The organism is Streptomyces afghaniensis, assembly GCF_044327915.1.
Classification (GTDB): Bacteria; Actinomycetota; Actinomycetes; order Streptomycetales; family Streptomycetaceae; genus Streptomyces; species Streptomyces afghaniensis.
Genome location: NZ_JBIRGJ010000007.1, coordinates 390508 through 407053 on the forward strand (window position 1 = coordinate 390508; position 16546 = coordinate 407053).

General features: G+C 70.0%; 14 protein-coding genes. 1 reads left to right on the top strand and 13 read right to left on the bottom strand.

Going from position 1 to position 16546, the window contains the following annotated elements:
* Nucleotides 1-58 precede the first annotated feature (58 nt).
* From ACH4G3_RS27580 to ACH4G3_RS27595, 4 genes are all read right to left on the bottom strand, one after another.
* The gene (locus ACH4G3_RS27580; protein WP_397627037.1) at nucleotides 59-529 is read right to left on the bottom strand and encodes a GNAT family N-acetyltransferase; all 471 of its coding nucleotides are present in this window, start codon (nucleotides 527-529) and stop codon (nucleotides 59-61) included.
* Nucleotides 526-1470 carry an RluA family pseudouridine synthase gene (locus ACH4G3_RS27585; protein WP_397627038.1) on the bottom strand — a complete coding sequence of 315 codons (945 nt, stop codon included), beginning with the start codon at nucleotides 1468-1470 and terminating at the stop codon, nucleotides 526-528. The genes ACH4G3_RS27580 and ACH4G3_RS27585 overlap by 4 nt, the downstream gene beginning before the upstream one ends.
* Nucleotides 1471-1534: 64 nt before the next feature.
* Nucleotides 1535-2155 (bottom strand): signal peptidase II, encoded by a 621-nt coding sequence (gene lspA, locus ACH4G3_RS27590; protein ID WP_354748871.1) that lies wholly within the window; start codon nucleotides 2153-2155, stop codon nucleotides 1535-1537.
* Nucleotides 2156-2244: 89 nt separating this feature from the next.
* Nucleotides 2245-3870, bottom strand: a complete 1626-nt coding sequence (locus tag ACH4G3_RS27595) for a TraR/DksA family transcriptional regulator (RefSeq protein WP_397627039.1) — start codon at nucleotides 3868-3870, stop codon at nucleotides 2245-2247.
* A gap of 624 nt (nucleotides 3871-4494) precedes the next feature.
* Here ACH4G3_RS27595 and ileS point away from each other — a divergent pair.
* Complete coding sequence (ileS, locus tag ACH4G3_RS27600) at nucleotides 4495-7647, top strand: isoleucine--tRNA ligase (RefSeq protein WP_397627040.1); 3153 nt, start codon at nucleotides 4495-4497, stop codon at nucleotides 7645-7647.
* Between the two features lie 238 nt (nucleotides 7648-7885).
* Here the strand turns inward: ileS and ACH4G3_RS27605 are convergent, their stop codons facing one another.
* The 9 genes from ACH4G3_RS27605 to ftsW all read right to left on the bottom strand — a co-directional run bounded on the left by ACH4G3_RS27605 (nucleotide 7886) and on the right by ftsW (nucleotide 16421).
* On the bottom strand, nucleotides 7886-9013 hold the full coding sequence (locus ACH4G3_RS27605) for a DivIVA domain-containing protein (RefSeq protein ID WP_397627041.1): 1128 nt from the start codon (nucleotides 9011-9013) through the stop codon (nucleotides 7886-7888).
* Nucleotides 9014-9066: 53 nt separating this feature from the next.
* Complete coding sequence (locus tag ACH4G3_RS27610; RefSeq protein ID WP_037674328.1) at nucleotides 9067-9351, bottom strand: YggT family protein; 285 nt, start codon at nucleotides 9349-9351, stop codon at nucleotides 9067-9069.
* A gap of 59 nt (nucleotides 9352-9410) precedes the next feature.
* Nucleotides 9411-10052, bottom strand: coding sequence for a cell division protein SepF (locus ACH4G3_RS27615; protein ID WP_020277554.1), 642 nt, complete (start codon nucleotides 10050-10052; stop codon nucleotides 9411-9413).
* Between the two features lie 129 nt (nucleotides 10053-10181).
* Nucleotides 10182-10901 carry a YggS family pyridoxal phosphate-dependent enzyme gene (locus tag ACH4G3_RS27620; RefSeq protein ID WP_397627042.1) on the bottom strand — a complete coding sequence of 240 codons (720 nt, stop codon included), beginning with the start codon at nucleotides 10899-10901 and terminating at the stop codon, nucleotides 10182-10184.
* 6 nt (nucleotides 10902-10907) lie between these two features.
* The gene (gene pgeF / locus ACH4G3_RS27625) at nucleotides 10908-11639 is read right to left on the bottom strand and encodes a peptidoglycan editing factor PgeF (protein ID WP_397627043.1); all 732 of its coding nucleotides are present in this window, start codon (nucleotides 11637-11639) and stop codon (nucleotides 10908-10910) included.
* A gap of 10 nt (nucleotides 11640-11649) precedes the next feature.
* Complete coding sequence (ftsZ, locus tag ACH4G3_RS27630; RefSeq protein WP_355851000.1) at nucleotides 11650-12843, bottom strand: cell division protein FtsZ; 1194 nt, start codon at nucleotides 12841-12843, stop codon at nucleotides 11650-11652.
* Between the two features lie 288 nt (nucleotides 12844-13131).
* Nucleotides 13132-13926 carry a cell division protein FtsQ/DivIB gene (locus tag ACH4G3_RS27635; protein WP_397627044.1) on the bottom strand — a complete coding sequence of 265 codons (795 nt, stop codon included), beginning with the start codon at nucleotides 13924-13926 and terminating at the stop codon, nucleotides 13132-13134.
* Nucleotides 13927-13952: 26 nt separating this feature from the next.
* The gene (gene murG, locus ACH4G3_RS27640; protein ID WP_020277549.1) at nucleotides 13953-15050 is read right to left on the bottom strand and encodes an undecaprenyldiphospho-muramoylpentapeptide beta-N-acetylglucosaminyltransferase; all 1098 of its coding nucleotides are present in this window, start codon (nucleotides 15048-15050) and stop codon (nucleotides 13953-13955) included.
* A 6-nt stretch (nucleotides 15051-15056) separates the two neighbouring features.
* Entirely contained in the window at nucleotides 15057-16421 is a 1365-nt protein-coding gene (ftsW, locus tag ACH4G3_RS27645) for a putative lipid II flippase FtsW (protein ID WP_397627045.1), read from the bottom strand.
* Nucleotides 16422-16546 lie beyond the last annotated feature (125 nt).

The following is a 16546-nucleotide window of genomic DNA, read 5'->3' on the forward strand; positions in this document are numbered from 1 at the left end:
ACCTCAAGCCTGCCACGCAACTCCCGGGACAAACCGTTTCGGCACCCTTCATGACGGGCTAAAGCGAACGCCGCATCCCCTGGTGCGGAATGCCCGCCTCCAAGTACTCCGGCCCGTACGCCTCGTAGCCGAGCCGCTCGTAGAAGCCCAGCGCGTGCGTCTGGGCGTGCAGGTCCACGGCCGCCAGACCACGCTCGCGTGCCGCGTCCTCGATGGCCCGCACCAGGGCGACGCCGACGCCGAGTCCGCGCGCGTGGGCGGCCACGGCCAGCCGGCCGAGGGAGCCCACGGACGCGTCCGCTCCGGTCTGCGCCACGGCCGCCTCCCCGAGCAGCAGCCGCCCCGTCCCGAGCGGAACACCGTCCTCCCGGACCGCCAGCACATGGACGGCCCCCGGGTCGTACGCGTCGTACTCGATGTCCTCCGGCACGCCCTGCTCGCCGACGAACACCTCCTTGCGCACCGCGAAGCACGCCTCACGGTCGGCCGGGCCCTCGGCGACCCGCACCACGTACGACGGGACGCTCATGCGTAGGTCTCCTCCCGGACCTGGTCGAGGGCCTTCTGCAGGTCCTCCGGGTAGTCGCACGCGAACTCCGCCCACTGCCCGTCCCCGGGATGCTCGAAGCCGAGCCGCACCGCGTGCAGCCACTGGCGGGTCAGACGGAGCCGCTTGGCGAGCGTCGGGTCGGCGCCGTAGGTCAGGTCGCCGACGCAGGGGTGCCGGTGGGCGGCCATGTGGACGCGGATCTGGTGGGTGCGGCCGGTCTCCAGCTTCACGTCGAGCAGGGACGCCGCGCGGAAGGCCTCGATCAGGTCGTAGTGCGTGACGGACGGCTTGCCCTCGGCGGTGACCGCCCACTTGTAGTCGTGCTGCGGGTGGCGGCCGATGGGCGCGTCGATGGTGCCGCTGGTCGGGTCGGGGTGGCCCTGGACGAGCGTGTGGTACCGCTTGTCGACCGTGCGCTCCTTGAACTGGCGCTTCAGCGACGTGTACGCGTACTCCGACTTGGCGACCACCATCAGCCCCGACGTGCCCACGTCGAGCCGGTGCACGATGCCCTGGCGCTCCGCGGCGCCGGAGGTCGAGATGCGGTACCCGGCGGCGGCCAGGCCGCCGATGACGGTCGGGCCGGTCCAGCCCGGCGACGGGTGCGCGGCCACGCCCACCGGCTTGACGATCACGACCACGTCATCGTCGTCGTGCACGATCTCCATGCCCTCGACCGGTTCGGCCACCACCTGCACCGGCGCGGGGGCCTGCGGCATCTCGACCTCCAGCCAGGCGCCGCCGTGCACGCGCTCCGACTTGCCGACCACCGATCCGTCGACCGTGACCTTCCCCGCGGCGGCGAGCTCGGCCGCCTTGGTCCGGGAGAAGCCGAACATGCGGGAGATGGCGGCGTCGACGCGCTCGCCCTCCAGGCCGTCGGGCACGGGCAGGGTACGGATCTCGGGAATCGTGCTCACCCGTCGAGTATGCCGGACGAGTGAGACAGCACCGTACGGAGCCTGTGGACAACCCCTCGCGGGCTCAGTCCTTGTGGACGGTCCCGTCGGGGTCGAGCCCCTTGAACGACAGCAGCACGATCAGGATGCCGCCGCACACGATCGCCGAGTCGGCCAGGTTGAAGACGGCGAAGTGCTTCGGCGCGATGAAGTCCACGACCGCGCCCTCGAAGACGCCCGGCGCCCGGAAGATCCGGTCGGTGAGGTTGCCCAGCGCACCGCCGAGCAGCAGCCCGAGCGCGATCGCCCAGGGCAGGCTGTAGAGCTTGCGGGCGAGCCGGGCGATCACCACGATCACCGCCGCCGCGATCATGGTGAAGATGACCGTGAAGGCCTCGCCGAAGCCGAAGGCCGCGCCCGCGTTGCGGATCGCCTCGAACTTCAGCCAGTCCCCGATGATCTCGATGGGCGGGTGGTGCTCCAGCTTGGCCACCACGATCATCTTGCTGATCAGGTCGAGGGCGTACGCGAACGTGGCGACCGCGAACAGGACCGCGATCCGGCGCTTGCCCCGGGGCCGCCCGGCGGCCGCCGGCTCATCCGTGCCGGACGCCCCGGCGGCCGCCGCCTCGTCGGGCCGCTCCCGCCCGTTGCCGGTCGCGTCCGGTGTGTCCGGCGTACCGATGATGCGCTCCGCCTCTGCCACGTGAGTCCCTCAACCTAGGTGCCTGACTGAGGACGAGGGTACGGCACACCCCGGGCGCCCCACGTGCTCAGGAGGCATTCGGCGGCCGGTCAGTACCGGCGCTCCTGCTTCTGCTTGCACTCCACGCACAGTGTCGCCCGCGGGAAGGCCTGCATGCGGGCCTTGCCGATGGGATTGCCGCAGTTCTCGCAGAGGCCGTAGGTGCCCGCGTGCAGGCGTTCCAGGGCGCGCTCGGTCTGGACGAGCATCTCGCGCGCGTTGGCGGCCAGCGCCAGCTCGTGCTCGCGGGTGATGTTCTTGGTGCCGGTGTCCGCCTGGTCGTCGCCCGCGCCGTCCCCGGAGTCCCGCATCAGACCGACGAGCGACCGCTCCGACGACGTGATCTCCTCACGCAGCCGGATCTCCTCGGACGTCAGCTCGGCACGCGCCTCCTCGACCTCCGCCTCCGTCCAGGGGTCCTCGCCCGGGCGAACAGCGAGCTCACCGGGCTCCGCCGCTGCCGCCCGTGCCTTCGGAACAGCGGTCTTGGCCGCCGTTGCCGTGCCAGGAGTCTTCTTCGCACCCACGGTCGTCGCTCCCGTCTGCTGCGCGGCCTCGGCCGCACCCGCCTTCTTGGCCGTGCTGCTCCCGGCCGTGTCCTGTGTGACCGCGTCGGTCCGGGCAGCACCCTTCCCGACAGCGCCCTTCGTGGTGGTGCTCTCGCCTCCGGCGCGAACGCCCTCGGCCTCGACGCGCTTCTGCACGACGCCGCCCTTCTTGGCGACACCGGCCTTCTTGGCGGCGCCGGCCTTGGCGGCCTTCGCCCGCTTGACAGCGGCCTTCTTCGCCGCCGCCTTCTCGGCCGCCTCCTTCTTCTCCGCCGTCTCCTCGGCCGCCGCCTTCTTGGCCGGGGCCTTCTCGGCCACCGTCTCCTCGGCCGCCTTCCTCGCCGGGGCCTTCTTCGCCACCGTCTCCTCGGCCGCCTTCTTGGCCACGGCCTTCTTCGCCACCGCCTCGTCGGCCGCCGCCTTCTTGGCCGGGGCCTTCTCGGCCGCGACCTTGGCCGCGGTCCCCTTGGCCGCAGCTTTCCTGGCCGGGGCTTTCGCGGCCGCGGCCTTGGCTGCCGTCTCCTTGGTCAGCGTCTTCTTGGCAGCCGTTTCCTTGGCCGAGGCTCTCCCGGCCGCGGCCTTGCCTGCCGTCTTCCGAGCCGCCGCCTCCTTGGCAACCGTCTCCTTGGCCAAGGCTCTCCCGGCCGCGGCCTTGCCTGCCGCCTTCTTGCCTGCCGTCTTCCCGGCCGCCGCTTCCTTGGCCGCCGCTTCACTGGCGGCCGCTTCCTTGGCCGGGGCCTTCTCGGCCGCGACCTCGGCTGCCATCTTTCTGACAGCCGTCTTCCCGGCCGCCGCATCCTTGGCAGCCGCGTTCTTCGCCGGGGCCTTCTCGACCGTCGCCTTCTCAGCCGGAGGCTCCGTCGCCTTCTTGGTCACAGCCTTCCCGGCCTTGGCCAGCGCTTCCTCGGCCACGGCCTTCTTGGCCGTCACCTTCCTGACAGCCGCCTTCGTCTTCTTGACAGCCGCCTTCGTCCCCTCGGTCGCCTTCCCGGCCGCCCCCTTCGCCGCCCGCCCCGCCGAGCCCCCCTGTGTGGTCTTCTTCCCGCCCACGTCCTTGGCCGCACCGCCGGAGGCCTCCGCGGACCTGCCGGACGCCGGCTGCTGTACGGCGGTCTTCTTCGCCACCATGGCCGCGGCCCCTTCACATATTGTGATCTTGCGCGCGAATCGTGCTGGGACGATAAATCGACTTGAGTCCCGCGGCAACGGGGCACACCGCCTGATTCGCCCGCCTCGCGCACGCCGCGCGGCGAACCTGCATCCGTTGTGCCCAGCTCCCCGCCCGGTAATCCGCCGAGCCGGACGTCCCAGGATCCGAACACCCATACCACTCCATTCAGGTCATCAAACCCATACGTCACCCATGACGACGTCCCTTACGGCCCTCTGTCCCCGGCCGCCCCGAAAAGCGGTCGGCCGCTGTCCGCGCGGCGCCGTACACTGGGCGGAGCGAAAAGCGTGGATGGGGACGAGTAGCGGCGTACGCAGCCCAGAGCGACCCGGGGACGGTGGAAGCCCGGGGGCGAGCGCGACGTGAAGATCACCCCGGAGCCGCCGGAAGAAAACCGCCGCCGAGCGCAGTGGCCAGTAGAACCGGCATCGCGACCCCAATGAGGGGGCCCACCGACGCACACCCCGCGCCGGAGGGCCAAGGAGGGTGGTACCGCGGGAGCGCGCCGAAGGCGGCGCAGGCAGACGTAGCTCTCGTCCCTCCGGACGGAAGGCAGCAAGTCCGCCGGAGGAAGCCCGCTGATGACATCGCCGACGTACCGCCAGGTGCCCGCCCAGGTCGACCTGCCCGCCCTCGAGCACGCCGTGCTCGACTTCTGGCGTGAGCAGAAGATCTTCGCCAAGAGCCTGGAGCAGTCCGAGGGCCGCCCCGAGTGGGTGTTCTACGAGGGCCCGCCCACCGCCAACGGCATGCCCGGTGCCCACCACATCGAGGCCCGCGTCTTCAAGGACGTCTTCCCCCGCTTCCGCACCATGCGCGGCTACCACGTGGCCCGCAAGGCCGGCTGGGACTGCCACGGCCTCCCGGTGGAGCTCGCCGTGGAGAAGGAGCTCGGCTTCTCCGGCAAGCAGGACATCGAGGCGTACGGCATCGCCGAGTTCAACGCGAAGTGCCGCGAGTCGGTGACCCGGCACACGGACGCCTTCGAAGAGCTCACGACCCGCATGGGCTACTGGACCGACCTCACCGAGCCCTACCGCACCATGGACCCCGAGTACATCGAGTCGGTCTGGTGGTCGCTCAAGGAGATCTTCAACAAGGGCCTGCTGGCCCAAGACCACCGCGTAGCCCCCTGGTGCCCCCGCTGCGGCACGGGCCTGTCGGACCACGAGCTGGCGCAGGGCTACGAGACGGTCGTCGACCCGTCGGTCTTCGTCCGCTTCCCGCTCACCTCCGGCCCGCTGGCCGGCGAGGCCGCGCTCCTGGTGTGGACGACCACGCCCTGGACGCTGGTCTCCAACACCGCGGTGGCCGCGCACCCCGAGGTGACCTACGTCGTCGCGACCAACGGCGAGGAGAAGCTGGTCGTCGCCAAGCCGCTCGTCGCCAAGGCCCTCGGCGAGGGCTGGGAGACCACCGGCTGGACCTTCACGGGCGCCGAGATGGAGCGCTGGACGTACCAGCGCCCGTTCGAGCTCGTCGAGTTCCCGGAGGCCGAGGGCGGCACGCACTACGTCGTGAACGCCGAGTACGTCACGACCGAGGACGGTACGGGTCTGGTCCACCAGTCCCCCGCCTTCGGTGAGGACGACCTCAAGGTCTGCCGTGCGTACGGCCTGCCGGTCGTGAACCCGGTCCGCCCGGACGGCACCTTCGAGGAGGACGTCCCCCTCGTCGGCGGCGTCTTCTTCAAGAAGGCGGACGAAAAGCTCACCGAGGACCTCCAGCAGCGCGGCCTGCTCTTCAAGCACATCCCGTACGAGCACAGCTACCCGCACTGCTGGCGCTGCCACACCGCGCTGCTCTACTACGCCCAGCCCTCCTGGTACATCCGCACCACGGAGGTCAAGGACCGCCTCCTCACGGAGAACGAGAACACCAACTGGTTCCCGGACACGGTCAAGAACGGCCGGTACGGAGACTGGCTGAACAACAACATCGACTGGGCGCTGTCCCGCAACCGCTACTGGGGCACCCCGCTGCCGATCTGGCGCTGCGAGGACGACCACCTCACCTGCGTCGGCTCCCTCACCGAGCTGACCGAGCTGACCGGCACCGACCAGTCAGGCCTGGACCCGCACCGCCCGTTCATCGACGAGGTCACCTTCGCCTGCCGGCAGGACGGCTGCGGCAAGACGGCCACGCGCGTGCCCGAGGTCATCGACGCCTGGTACGACTCGGGTTCGATGCCGTTCGCACAGTGGGGCTACCCGTACAAGAACAAGGAGCTGTTCGAGGCCCGCTATCCGGCGCAGTTCATCTGCGAGGCCATCGACCAGACCCGCGGCTGGTTCTACACGCTGATGGCGGTCGGCACGCTGGTCTTCGACAAGTCCTCGTACGAGAACGTGGTCTGCCTCGGCCACATCCTCGCCGAGGACGGCCGCAAGATGTCCAAGCACCTGGGCAACACGCTGGAGCCGATCCCGCTCATGGACCGGCACGGCGCGGACGCGGTCCGCTGGTTCATGGCGGCCGGCGGCTCCCCCTGGGCGGCCCGGCGCGTGGGCCACGGCACGATCCAGGAGGTCGTCCGCAAGACCCTCCTGACGTACTGGAACACGGTCGCCTTCCAGGCCCTGTACGCCCGTACGACGGGCTGGGCCCCGTCCGAGGCCGACCCGGCCCCGGCGGACCGCCCGGTCCTGGACCGCTGGCTGCTGTCCGAACTGCACGCGCTCACCGACCAGGTCACCCAGGCCCTCGACGCCTACGACACCCAGCGCGCCGGCAGGCTGCTGTCCGCGTTCGTCGACGACCTGTCGAACTGGTACGTGCGCCGCTCCCGCCGCCGCTTCTGGCAGGGCGACAAGGCCGCGCTGCGCACGCTGCACGAGGTCGTGGAGACGGTGACGCAGCTGATGGCCCCGCTGACCCCGTTCATCACCGAGCGGGTGTGGCAGGACCTGATCGTTCCTGTCACACCGGGTGCTCCGGAGTCGGTCCACCTGTCGGCCTGGCCCGAGGCGGACCTCACCGCCATCGACCCGGAGCTGTCGAAGCAGATGGTGCTGGTGCGCCGGCTCGTGGAGCTGGGCCGTGCCACGCGCGCGGAGTCGGGCGTCAAGACCCGTCAGCCGCTGTCCCGTGCCCTGATCGCGGCGACCGGCTTCGAGGCCCTGGCCTCCGAACTGCGCACGCAGATCACGGAGGAGCTGAACGTCGAGTCCCTGGCCACGCTGAGCGAGGTCGGCGGCTCCCTGGTGGACACCACGGCGAAGGCCAACTTCCGCGCGCTGGGCAAGCGGTTCGGCAAGCGGGTCCAGGACGTGGCCAAGGCCGTCGCCAACACGGACGCGGCCGCGCTGTCCCTGGCCCTGCGCGAGGGCACGGCGTCGGTCGAGGTCGACGGCGAGACCATCACGCTGGCTCCCGACGAGGTGATCATCACGGAGACGCCGCGCGAGGGCTGGTCGGTGGCGTCCGACGCGGGCGCGACGGTCGCCCTGGACCTGGAGATCACGGAGGAACTCCGCCGTGCGGGTCTGGCCCGTGACGCGATCCGCCTGATCCAGGAGGCCCGCAAGAACAGCGGCCTCGACGTCGCCGACCGCATCGCACTGCGCTGGACCGCCACGGACCCGGCGACGGTCGCGGCCCTCACCGACCACGCCGGCCTGATCGCCGACGAGGTCCTCGCGACGGACTTCGCCGAGGGTGACGCGGACGACAGCTACGGGAACCCGTTCACGGACGAGGGACTGACGCTGACGTTCCGCCTGCGCAAGGCGTAACCCACAGGGGGTAGGCCACGGACCGAAGGCCCGGTCCCGCCAAAGATCTTGGCGGGACCGGGCCTTCGGCGTTGTGTGCGCACGAACGCGTGTGGCAAAGGGACGGCGCGTGCGACGAATGGGCGGCGCGTGCGACAAAGGGCGGCGCGTGCGACAAAGGGCGGGGCCCCGGGTGCAAACCCGGGGCCCCGCCCTGAACGCTGCCGACGTCTATGCCGTACTACTGGCCATCAGGCCGTCAGTTGTCATCCTCGTCGATCAGGAAGCCCCGCATGGGCGAGGGCGCCTGGCCCATCGGCGACGGGCCCTGCGGACGCACCGGCGCCATCGGCTGGGTCATCGCCGGAGACATCTGCTGCTGACCGCCGTAGGACGGACCGGACGGCGAGGGACTGCCGCCCATCGTCTGGTTGCCACCGCCGTACGACGGGGCGCTCGCGCCGGCCGGTGCCATGGAAGGCGCCGGGGACGGCGGGAGGGACGCGGTCGCCGGAGTGCGCGGCGGGGCCAGCGAGTCGTCGGCCTGGGTCTCCAGCTGACGCAGCTGCGACTCCAGGTACGACTTCAGGCGCGTGCGGTACTCGCGCTCGAAGCCGCGCAGGTCCTCGACCTTGCGCTCCAGCGTGGCGCGGGCGGACTCCAGGGAGCCCATCGCGACGCGGTGCTTCTCCTGCGCGTCCCGCTCCAGGGCATCGGCCTTGGCACGGGCGTCACGCTCCAGACCCTCGGCACGCGAACGCGCCTCGCCGACGATCTTGTTGGCTTCGGACCGGGCCTCGGCGATCGCCTGGTCGGCGGTCTGCTGGGCCAGCGAGAGGACACGGGCGGCGCTGTCGCCACCGGGGCCTCCTTGACCGGGGCCGCCCATCGGACCGCCCATGGGGCCGCCCATCGGACCACCCATCTGCTGCTGCATGGGGGGCTGGCCCATCGGGCCCGGACCGCCCGGACCCTGGCCCATCGGGCCGGGACCCTGCGGGCCACCCTGACCGCCGGGACCGGCGGGCAGCTGCGGGGCACCGCTCGGCAGCTGGGGCGGACCACCCATGGGGCCACCCATCTGCTGCTGCGGCGGGCCCGATATGCCGGCGGGTACGGGACCACCTGGACCGCGCATGCCCTGCTGCTGCTGTTGCTGCTGCTGATCCTGCTGCTCTGGAGGCTTGCGCATGTTCTGCTGGTTCTGAGCAGCAGCGCGCGTGGCCGCGGCCAGCTTGGCGCGCAGGTCCTCGTTCTCGCGGAGCAGGCGGGTCAGTTCGGCTTCGACCTCGTCGAGGAAGGCATCGACCTCGTCCTCGTCATAGCCTTCTCGGAGGCGGACGGTCGTGAACTGCTTGTTCCGCACGTCCTCGGGGGTCAACGGCATCTCTTCACCTCAACGTAGTCGTCGGCATTCGGCAAGACCGTAGTTCACATCGCTCACAGCCGGCTCACGATCGAGATCAGGATGTAGACGATGATCATCAGCACGAAGAAGGACAGGTCGAGCGCCACGCCCCCGAGACGCAGCGGCGGAATGAACCGCCGCAGAAGCTTGAGCGGTGGATCCGTGACAGTGTAGGTGGCCTCCAGTACGACCACCATCGCCTTGCCTGGTTGCCATGAGCGGGCGAACTGGAAGACGTAGTCCATGACCAACCGGAAGATGAGCACGATGAGGAAGCACATCAGCGCGATGTAGGCGACATCCAAAACCACGCTCATGACCTGTTGCTTCCCTCTCCCCTGTGCCCTGCTGTTGCAGCTGCTTCCGGTGTTACGTCTCAGCTCTGGTTGAAGAACCCGCCCTCTGCGATGCGGGCCTTGTCCTCCGCCGTGACATCGACGTTAGCAGGCGACAACAGGAACACCTTCTGCGTCACCCGCTCGATACTGCCGTGAAGACCAAACACCAAACCGGCCGCAAAGTCGACAAGTCGCTTCGCGTCTGTGTCGTCCATCTCAGTCAGATTCATGATCACCGGAGTGCCTTCACGGAAGTGTTCCCCGATGGTACGGGCCTCGTTGTAGGTCCGTGGGTGGAGCGTGGTGATCCGGTAAGGCTCTCGTTCGGACACGACCTTGGGCATGATCACCGGTGCGTTCTTCTCCAGACTTGCGCGTTCTTGTGTGATGGATGCCACGGGCGCGATGCGCGCCGGGCGGCCGGATTCCGCGGGTAGCGAAGCGGAACGGGCGGCCGGCTCACGAGGTGCGGACGGCTGTACGACTCGTACCTCTTCGTCCCTTTGGGGCTGATGTGAGACGTGCGGCTGGTGGGACGGCTCGTGCCGTCGGTGGTCCCGCTCGGGCTCCGGGTCCAGTTCGGGTTCGAAGTCGTCATCGGGGTCGAATCCGCGGCCGTCGTACCCATCGTCCTCCACGAGGCCGAGGTAGACCGCCATCTTGCGCATCGCGCCGGCCATGCTCTGAGTCCTCCGCTCTGTGGTGGATCGGCTGACGACTGCCAAGTGCCCGCGATCCACGTGGTCCTTGAATCCGCCTTTCGGCGGCAATGACCATATTTTCTGCTGTGGTCCGACTTCCTGGCGACGTTACCCGAGCCTGGGGCGGACTCCGAGTACCGCGCTGCCGACGCGCACATGTGTCGCTCCGGCCGCCACGGCCTGTTCGAGGTCCGCACTCATCCCTGCCGAGACCATGGTGGCAGCCGGATGACTCCGGCGCAGGTCAGTCGACAAATCCATCAACCGCCCGAACGCCGCCTGTTCGCGTCCCGCGTACTCCCCGGTGAGCGGTGCGACGGTCATCAGTCCGCCGAGCCGCAGCCCCGGCGCCTGCGCGACGAGGCCGGCCAACTCCTCGATCCCGGCGGGCGCGACGCCTCCCCGCTCACCCCGCTCGCTCTCGCCGGCGTCGAGTGCGACCTGGATGAGACACCCGAGCTCCCGTCCGGTGCGGACGGCCTCCTTCGACAGAGCTGTGACGAGCTTGGAACGATCGACGGACTGCACGAAGTCCGCGTAACCGACCACGGATCGCACTTTGTTGGTCTGGAGTTGACCGACAAAATGCCAAGTAAGGGGCAGATCCATACAGGCCGCGGCCTTCGGTGCCGCGTCCTGGTCACGGTTCTCGGCGACGTGACGCACGCCGAGTTCCGCGAGGATCCGCACATCGGTCGCGGGGTAGGTCTTGGTGACCACGATCAAGGTCACCTCGTCGCGCCCCCGCCCCGCGGCCGCGCACGCGTCGGCGATGCGCCGTTCCACTTTCGCCAGATTCGCGGCGAGTTCGTCCTTACGGTCCGTCATGCCCTATCAGTCCAGCCACACATAACCCGCGAGCCGACCGGTGGTGCGGTCGCGGCGGTACGAGAAGTGATCGTCCGACTCCAGCGTGCACACCGGCGATTGCGCCCGGTCACGCACTCCGATCCGGTCCAGCTGTGCGTGCACTCCGGCGCTCACATCGACCGCCGGCGTGCCCCAGCTCGTCTCGGCGTACGCCGCCGGCTCGACGGCGGACACCTCGGCGCGCATCGCGTCGGGCACTTCGTAGCACCGGCCGCAGACGGTGGGTCCGGTGCGGGCGACGATCCGAGAGGGCTCGGCCCCCAGGTCCGTCATCGCGCGTAGCGCGGCCGGGACGACTCCGGCGATCATGCCGGGCCGGCCCGCGTGGGCCGCGGCGGCGATCCCGGCGACGGGGTCGGCGAGCAGTACCGGCACGCAGTCGGCGGTGAGCACGGCGAGGGCGAGCCCCCGCCGCGTCGTGACGATCGCGTCGACCGACGGGATCTCGGACGACGATCCCCACGGCCCGTCCACCACCGCAACGCCGGCCCCGTGCACCTGGTTCATCCAGACCACCCGGCCCGGATCGACACCCAGGGACTTCGCGGCCAGTTCGCGGTTGGTGCGTACGGCGTCGGGGTCGTCACCGACCGCTCCGCCGAGATTGAGCTCCTCATACGGAGCGGCGCTCACCCCGCCCCACCGGTCGGTGAAGGCGAAGTGGGCGCCGCTCACGCTTTCGCGCTGTCCTATCACGTCAGAAGGATCACTTGAGGAAGTCCGGTACGTCCAGTTCCTCGGCCGCGCTGTCCGAGTAGGTCCGCGGCGCCGGCGGGACCGGCGGCGCCACCGGGATGTCGTTGACCGGCTCCGGAGCGGGCTCCGGGTCCTCCTTCGGGGTCACGCTGCCGAGCGAACCGAAGGACGGGCGGCTCTCGGTCTGCCGTGCCGGGGCCGGCTCCTCGCGCTTGGCCGAGGCCGAGCCGATCACGTTCTCCCGGCGGGCCGGCGGCTGGCCGCCGTCGAAGCCGGCCGCGATCACGGTGACCCGGACCTCGTCGCCGAGGGCGTCGTCGATCACCGCGCCGAAGATGATGTTGGCCTCGGGGTGGGCGGCCTCGCTCACCAGCTGGGCGGCCTCGTTGATCTCGAACAGACCGAGGTCCGAACCGCCGGAGATGGAGAGCAGCACACCGCGGGCGCCGTCGATGGACGCCTCCAGCAGCGGCGAGGAGATCGCCATCTCGGCGGCGGCCACCGCGCGGTCGTCGCCGCGGGCGGAGCCGATGCCCATCAGGGCCGAGCCGGCCTCGGACATGACCGACTTGACGTCGGCGAAGTCGAGGTTGATGAGGCCCGGGGTGGTGATGAGGTCGGTGATGCCCTGGACACCGGAGAGCAGGACCTGGTCGGCCGACTTGAAGGCGTCCAGCACCGAGACCTGGCGGTCCGAGATGGACAGCAGCCGGTCGTTCGGGATGACGATGAGGGTGTCGACCTCTTCGCGGAGCTCGGCGATGCCGTCCTCGGCCTGGTTCGCGCGGCGCCGTCCCTCGAAGGTGAACGGGCGCGTGACCACACCGATGGTGAGGGCACCGAGCGAGCGGGCGATGTTGGCCACGACGGGCGCGCCGCCGGTGCCGGTGCCGCCGCCTTCACCGGCTGTCACGAAGACCATGTCGGCCCCCTTGAGGACCTCCTCGATCTCCTCGCGGTGGTCCTCGGCGGCCTTGCGGCCCACGGCCGGGTTGGCTCCGGCGCCGAGTCCGCGGGTGAGTTCACGGCCGACGTCCAGCTTGACGTCGGCGTCGCTCATCAACAGAGCTTGCGCGTCGGTGTTGATGGCGATGAACTCGACGCCCTTGAGACCGACCTCGATCATCCGGTTGATGGCATTGACACCACCGCCGCCGACACCGATGACTTTGATGACTGCGAGGTAGTTCTGCGGTGCTGCCACGTCGAAGGCCTCTCGCCTCGAGTTACGTGTCGCCGGATCACCGTGGCGCGCTGCGCCCCGCGACCCGACGACTGATGCCGAATGGGACGGTCCGTATCGCCGACCCGAACCCTAACCCTGAAGTTTAGGGTTACCAGTGTGTCTGTTCCTTGGAGTCTTCTGAACAGGACACTAAGTCGACAAGTGGCGCTCCTTCAACGAACACGCCGAACCTCCCGTTTTTCTTTTCACCCTATGTGATCAGCCGTAGCACTGCCCAACCAGGGTGCTGGCCTGCGCTGATGTGCGTCAACTCCCTGATGACGCGGGCGCGGTGGGAACACTCACGTCGAAGTACCGCGCACTGGACGAGGCTTTCATCAGGGCGGTGAGCGTACGGGCCTTCGCGGCGCCCTTCTCGCTGCTCCCCCAGGCGACCGTGCGGCCGTCCCGCAACTCCAGCGAGATGTCGTCGTAGGAACGGACCTTGACGGTCCGTGTGTCACGGGCGACGGCGGCCGGAACGGCACGGGCGACGCGCACCGCCTCGCGCACCAGCCGGGCCTCGCCGAAGCGGCGCAGGCTCGCGGCGGCGGAGCTGGACCGGGAGAGCGTCAATTCCAGTGCGGGCACGCCTTTCGGCGCCTCGGAAACCGTGGCGAAACGGACACCTTCATCGTCCACTTCGATGAACTTTCCGGCCTTTTGGACAATCAGAACCGGAGTCCGCTCGACCACTTTCAGGTCGATTCCATGGGGCCAGGAACGGACCACGTCAACCGAGTCAATTCGGGGCAATTTTTGCCGCAGTCGCGTCTCGATCGCATCGGTGTCGACGGAAATGAGCGGTTTCCCGAGCGGGACGTCGGCGGCCGCCTCGACCTGACCCGGCGTCAGGACCCGTGTCCCCGACACGGAGACCTGCTCGGCGCGCAGCCAGTCGGAGCCGTAGAACAGCCATACCGTCGGGATGCCGACGAACACCAGGACCAGACCCAGGATGACGATCACACGAAGGTGACGTCGCCTCAGACGCCTGACGGGCGGCGGGCCGGACGACTCCTGCTGGCGTTCACCGCGCTCGGCGGTGGTCGATCCGGCCACGCTCCCCTGCCTTCCGTCATACGGTCCTAGCGGTGTGCACGACTGGCGGCGATCGCCTCGTACACCATGCCGACGAGAAGGTCGTCGGCGTCCCGGCGGCCGAACTCGGCGGCGGCGCGGGACATCTGGTACAGCCGGTGCGGATCGGCGAGCACGGGCAGGACGTTCTGCTGGACCCACTCGGGGGTCAGCTCCGCGTCGTCGACCAGCAGGCCGCCGCCGGCCTTGACCACCGGCTGGGCGTTGAGCCGCTGTTCGCCGTTGCCGATGGGCAGCGGGACGTAGGCGGCGGGGAGCCCGACGGCGGAGAGCTCGGCGACGGTCATCGCGCCCGCGCGGCAGAGCATCATGTCGGCCGCGGCGTACGCGAGGTCCATCCGGTCCAGGTAACTTACCGGGATGTAGGGGGGCATTCCCGGCATCTGCTGGACCTGCGGCAGTTCGTTCTTCGGGCCGACCGCGTGCAGGATCTGGATTCCGGCCTGCTGGAGCCAGGGCGCGACCGTCTGCACGACCTCGTTGAGGCGGCGGGCGCCCTGGGAGCCTCCGGAGACCAGGAGCGTGGGCAGGTTGGGGTCGAGCCCGAACGCGGCGCGGGCCTCGGGGCGTACGGCGGCCCGGTCCAGGGTGGCGATGGAGCGGCGCAGCGGGATGCCGATGTAGCGGGAGTTCCGCAGCTTGCTGTCCGGCGTGGAGACGGCGACCTGGCTGGCGTAGCGCGAGCCGATCTTGTTGGCCAGGCCCGGGCGGGCGTTGGCCTCGTGGATGACGATCGGCACGCCGAGGCGCTTGGCCGCCAGGTAGCCGGGCAGGGCGACGTAGCCGCCGAAGCCGACCACGGCGTCCGCCTTGGTGCGCTCCAGGATCTGCTCGGTCGCCTTGATCGTGCCGCGCAGCCGGCCCGGGACAGTGATCAGCTCGGGGGTGGGCTTGCGTGGCAGCGGCACGGCGGGGATCAGCGCGAGTTCGTACCCGCGCTCGGGTACGAGACGGGTCTCGAGGCCGCGCTCCGTGCCCAGGGCCGTGATGCCCACGCTCGGGTCCTGCCTGCGCAGGGCGTCCGCGAGGGCGAGCGCGGGCTCGATGTGGCCCGCGGTTCCTCCGCCGGCGAGTACGACATGCACCGAAATTCACCGCTCTCCGGACGAGCGCGCCACCGAGGCGCGCCGTCGCATCGTGTTCCATCTCCGGGGACTCCGGCCGGAACCGGTTCCCCCAGCCCCCCGTTTTCTACCAAAGCGGGGTTGCCGCATCGCAAGCGCCGCCCGCGCAGCGGGCTCGTCGCGCGCGAAGGCGATCAGCAGCCCGATGGCGAACATGGTCGGCAGCAGGGCGGATCCCCCGTAGGAGAACAGCGGGAGGGGGACGCCGGCGATCGGCAGCAGACCGAGCACCGCACCGATGTTGATCACGGCCTGGGCCGTGATCCAGGTGGTCACGCCTCCCGCGGCATACCTCACGAAGGGGTCCTCCGTGCGTCCGGCCACGCGGATACCCGCATAGCCTAGAGCCGCGAAGAGGGCGAGTACCGACAGCGTCCCCGCCAGGCCCAGTTCCTCACCGGTGACGGCGAAGATGAAGTCGGTGTGGGCTTCGGGGAGTTGCCCCCATTTCTCCACACTCGCACCCAGCCCGGAGCCGAAGATTCCGCCGGAGGCGAGGGCGTAGATGCCGTGCACGGCCTGCCAGCAGTCCACCGGTCCCGACTGGGGTTCGGTGGCGCCGAGGCACTGCAGGCGCGCCATGCGGTTCGCACTGGTCTTGATGAGGATCAGGCCGAGTACGGCGGCGATCGACAGCACTCCGGCGAACAGCCGCGTGGGCGCGCCGGCCAGCCAGAGCAGGCCGAACAGGATGGCCGTGAGGATGATCGCGGTGCCCATGTCGCCGCCGATCATGATCAGCCCGAGCAGCATGAAGGCGGCCGGCACGAGCGGCACCAACATGTGCTTCCACTGGGTCAGCAGCTTCTTGTCCTGCTTGCGGGCGAGCAGGTCGGCGCCCCACAGCACGAGCGCGAGCTTGCCGAACTCACTGGGCTGGATCTGGAAGGAGCCGCCGAGGGCGATCCAGTTCTGGTTGCCGTTGACCGACACTCCTATCCCGGGGATCTGCACCAGGGCCATGAGGAAGACCGCGCCGGCGAGGATCGGGTAGGCCAGGGCGCGGTGCAGCTTCACCGGCATCCGTGAGGCGGCGAGGAGCAGCCCGGCGCCGATCACGGCGGCCAGCATCTGCTTGCGGAAGAAGTACGAGCCGGGCAGCGACATCTGGAGCGCGGTGATCTGGGAGGCCGAGTAGACCATCACCAGGCCCAGCACGGTGATCAGCAGACTGCCGCCGAAGATGAGGTAGTAGGCGGTCAGCGGCCGGTCCCAGCCCCTGCGCGCACGGCTGTAGAAGGCCAGGACGCCGTTCTCGCGGGCGGGCCGGGGCGCGGCGGGGCGCCTGGGTGCGCGGGGGGCCGGGGGCCGTCCGGTGCGGCTGGTGGGCATCGCCGCTCACCCCGCCTTGCCGGAGGGGAAGGTCGTGCCGCGCACGCTCCCCGGCCGCTCGGGCACCAGCCACATCCGTGTCACGTGTCCCTCCCAGATACGCCCGGCACCGCCGCCGGGCGAGG

Excerpts from the sequence above, each read along its gene's own strand:
- ACH4G3_RS27580 (WP_397627037.1), bottom strand. The coding sequence starts at position 529 with ATGAGCGTCCCGTCGTACGTGGTGCGGGTCGCCGAGGGCCCGGCCGAC.
- ACH4G3_RS27595 (WP_397627039.1), bottom strand. The coding sequence starts at position 3,870 with ATGGTGGCGAAGAAGACCGCCGTACAGCAGCCGGCGTCCGGCAGGTCC.
- ileS (WP_397627040.1), top strand. The coding sequence starts at position 4,495 with ATGACATCGCCGACGTACCGCCAGGTGCCCGCCCAGGTCGACCTGCCC.
- ACH4G3_RS27605 (WP_397627041.1), bottom strand. The coding sequence starts at position 9,013 with ATGCCGTTGACCCCCGAGGACGTGCGGAACAAGCAGTTCACGACCGTC.
- ACH4G3_RS27610 (WP_037674328.1), bottom strand. The coding sequence starts at position 9,351 with ATGAGCGTGGTTTTGGATGTCGCCTACATCGCGCTGATGTGCTTCCTC.
- ACH4G3_RS27615 (WP_020277554.1), bottom strand. The coding sequence starts at position 10,052 with ATGGCCGGCGCGATGCGCAAGATGGCGGTCTACCTCGGCCTCGTGGAG.
- ACH4G3_RS27620 (WP_397627042.1), bottom strand. The coding sequence starts at position 10,901 with ATGACGGACCGTAAGGACGAACTCGCCGCGAATCTGGCGAAAGTGGAA.
- ftsW (WP_397627045.1), bottom strand. The coding sequence starts at position 16,421 with ATGCCCACCAGCCGCACCGGACGGCCCCCGGCCCCCCGCGCACCCAGG.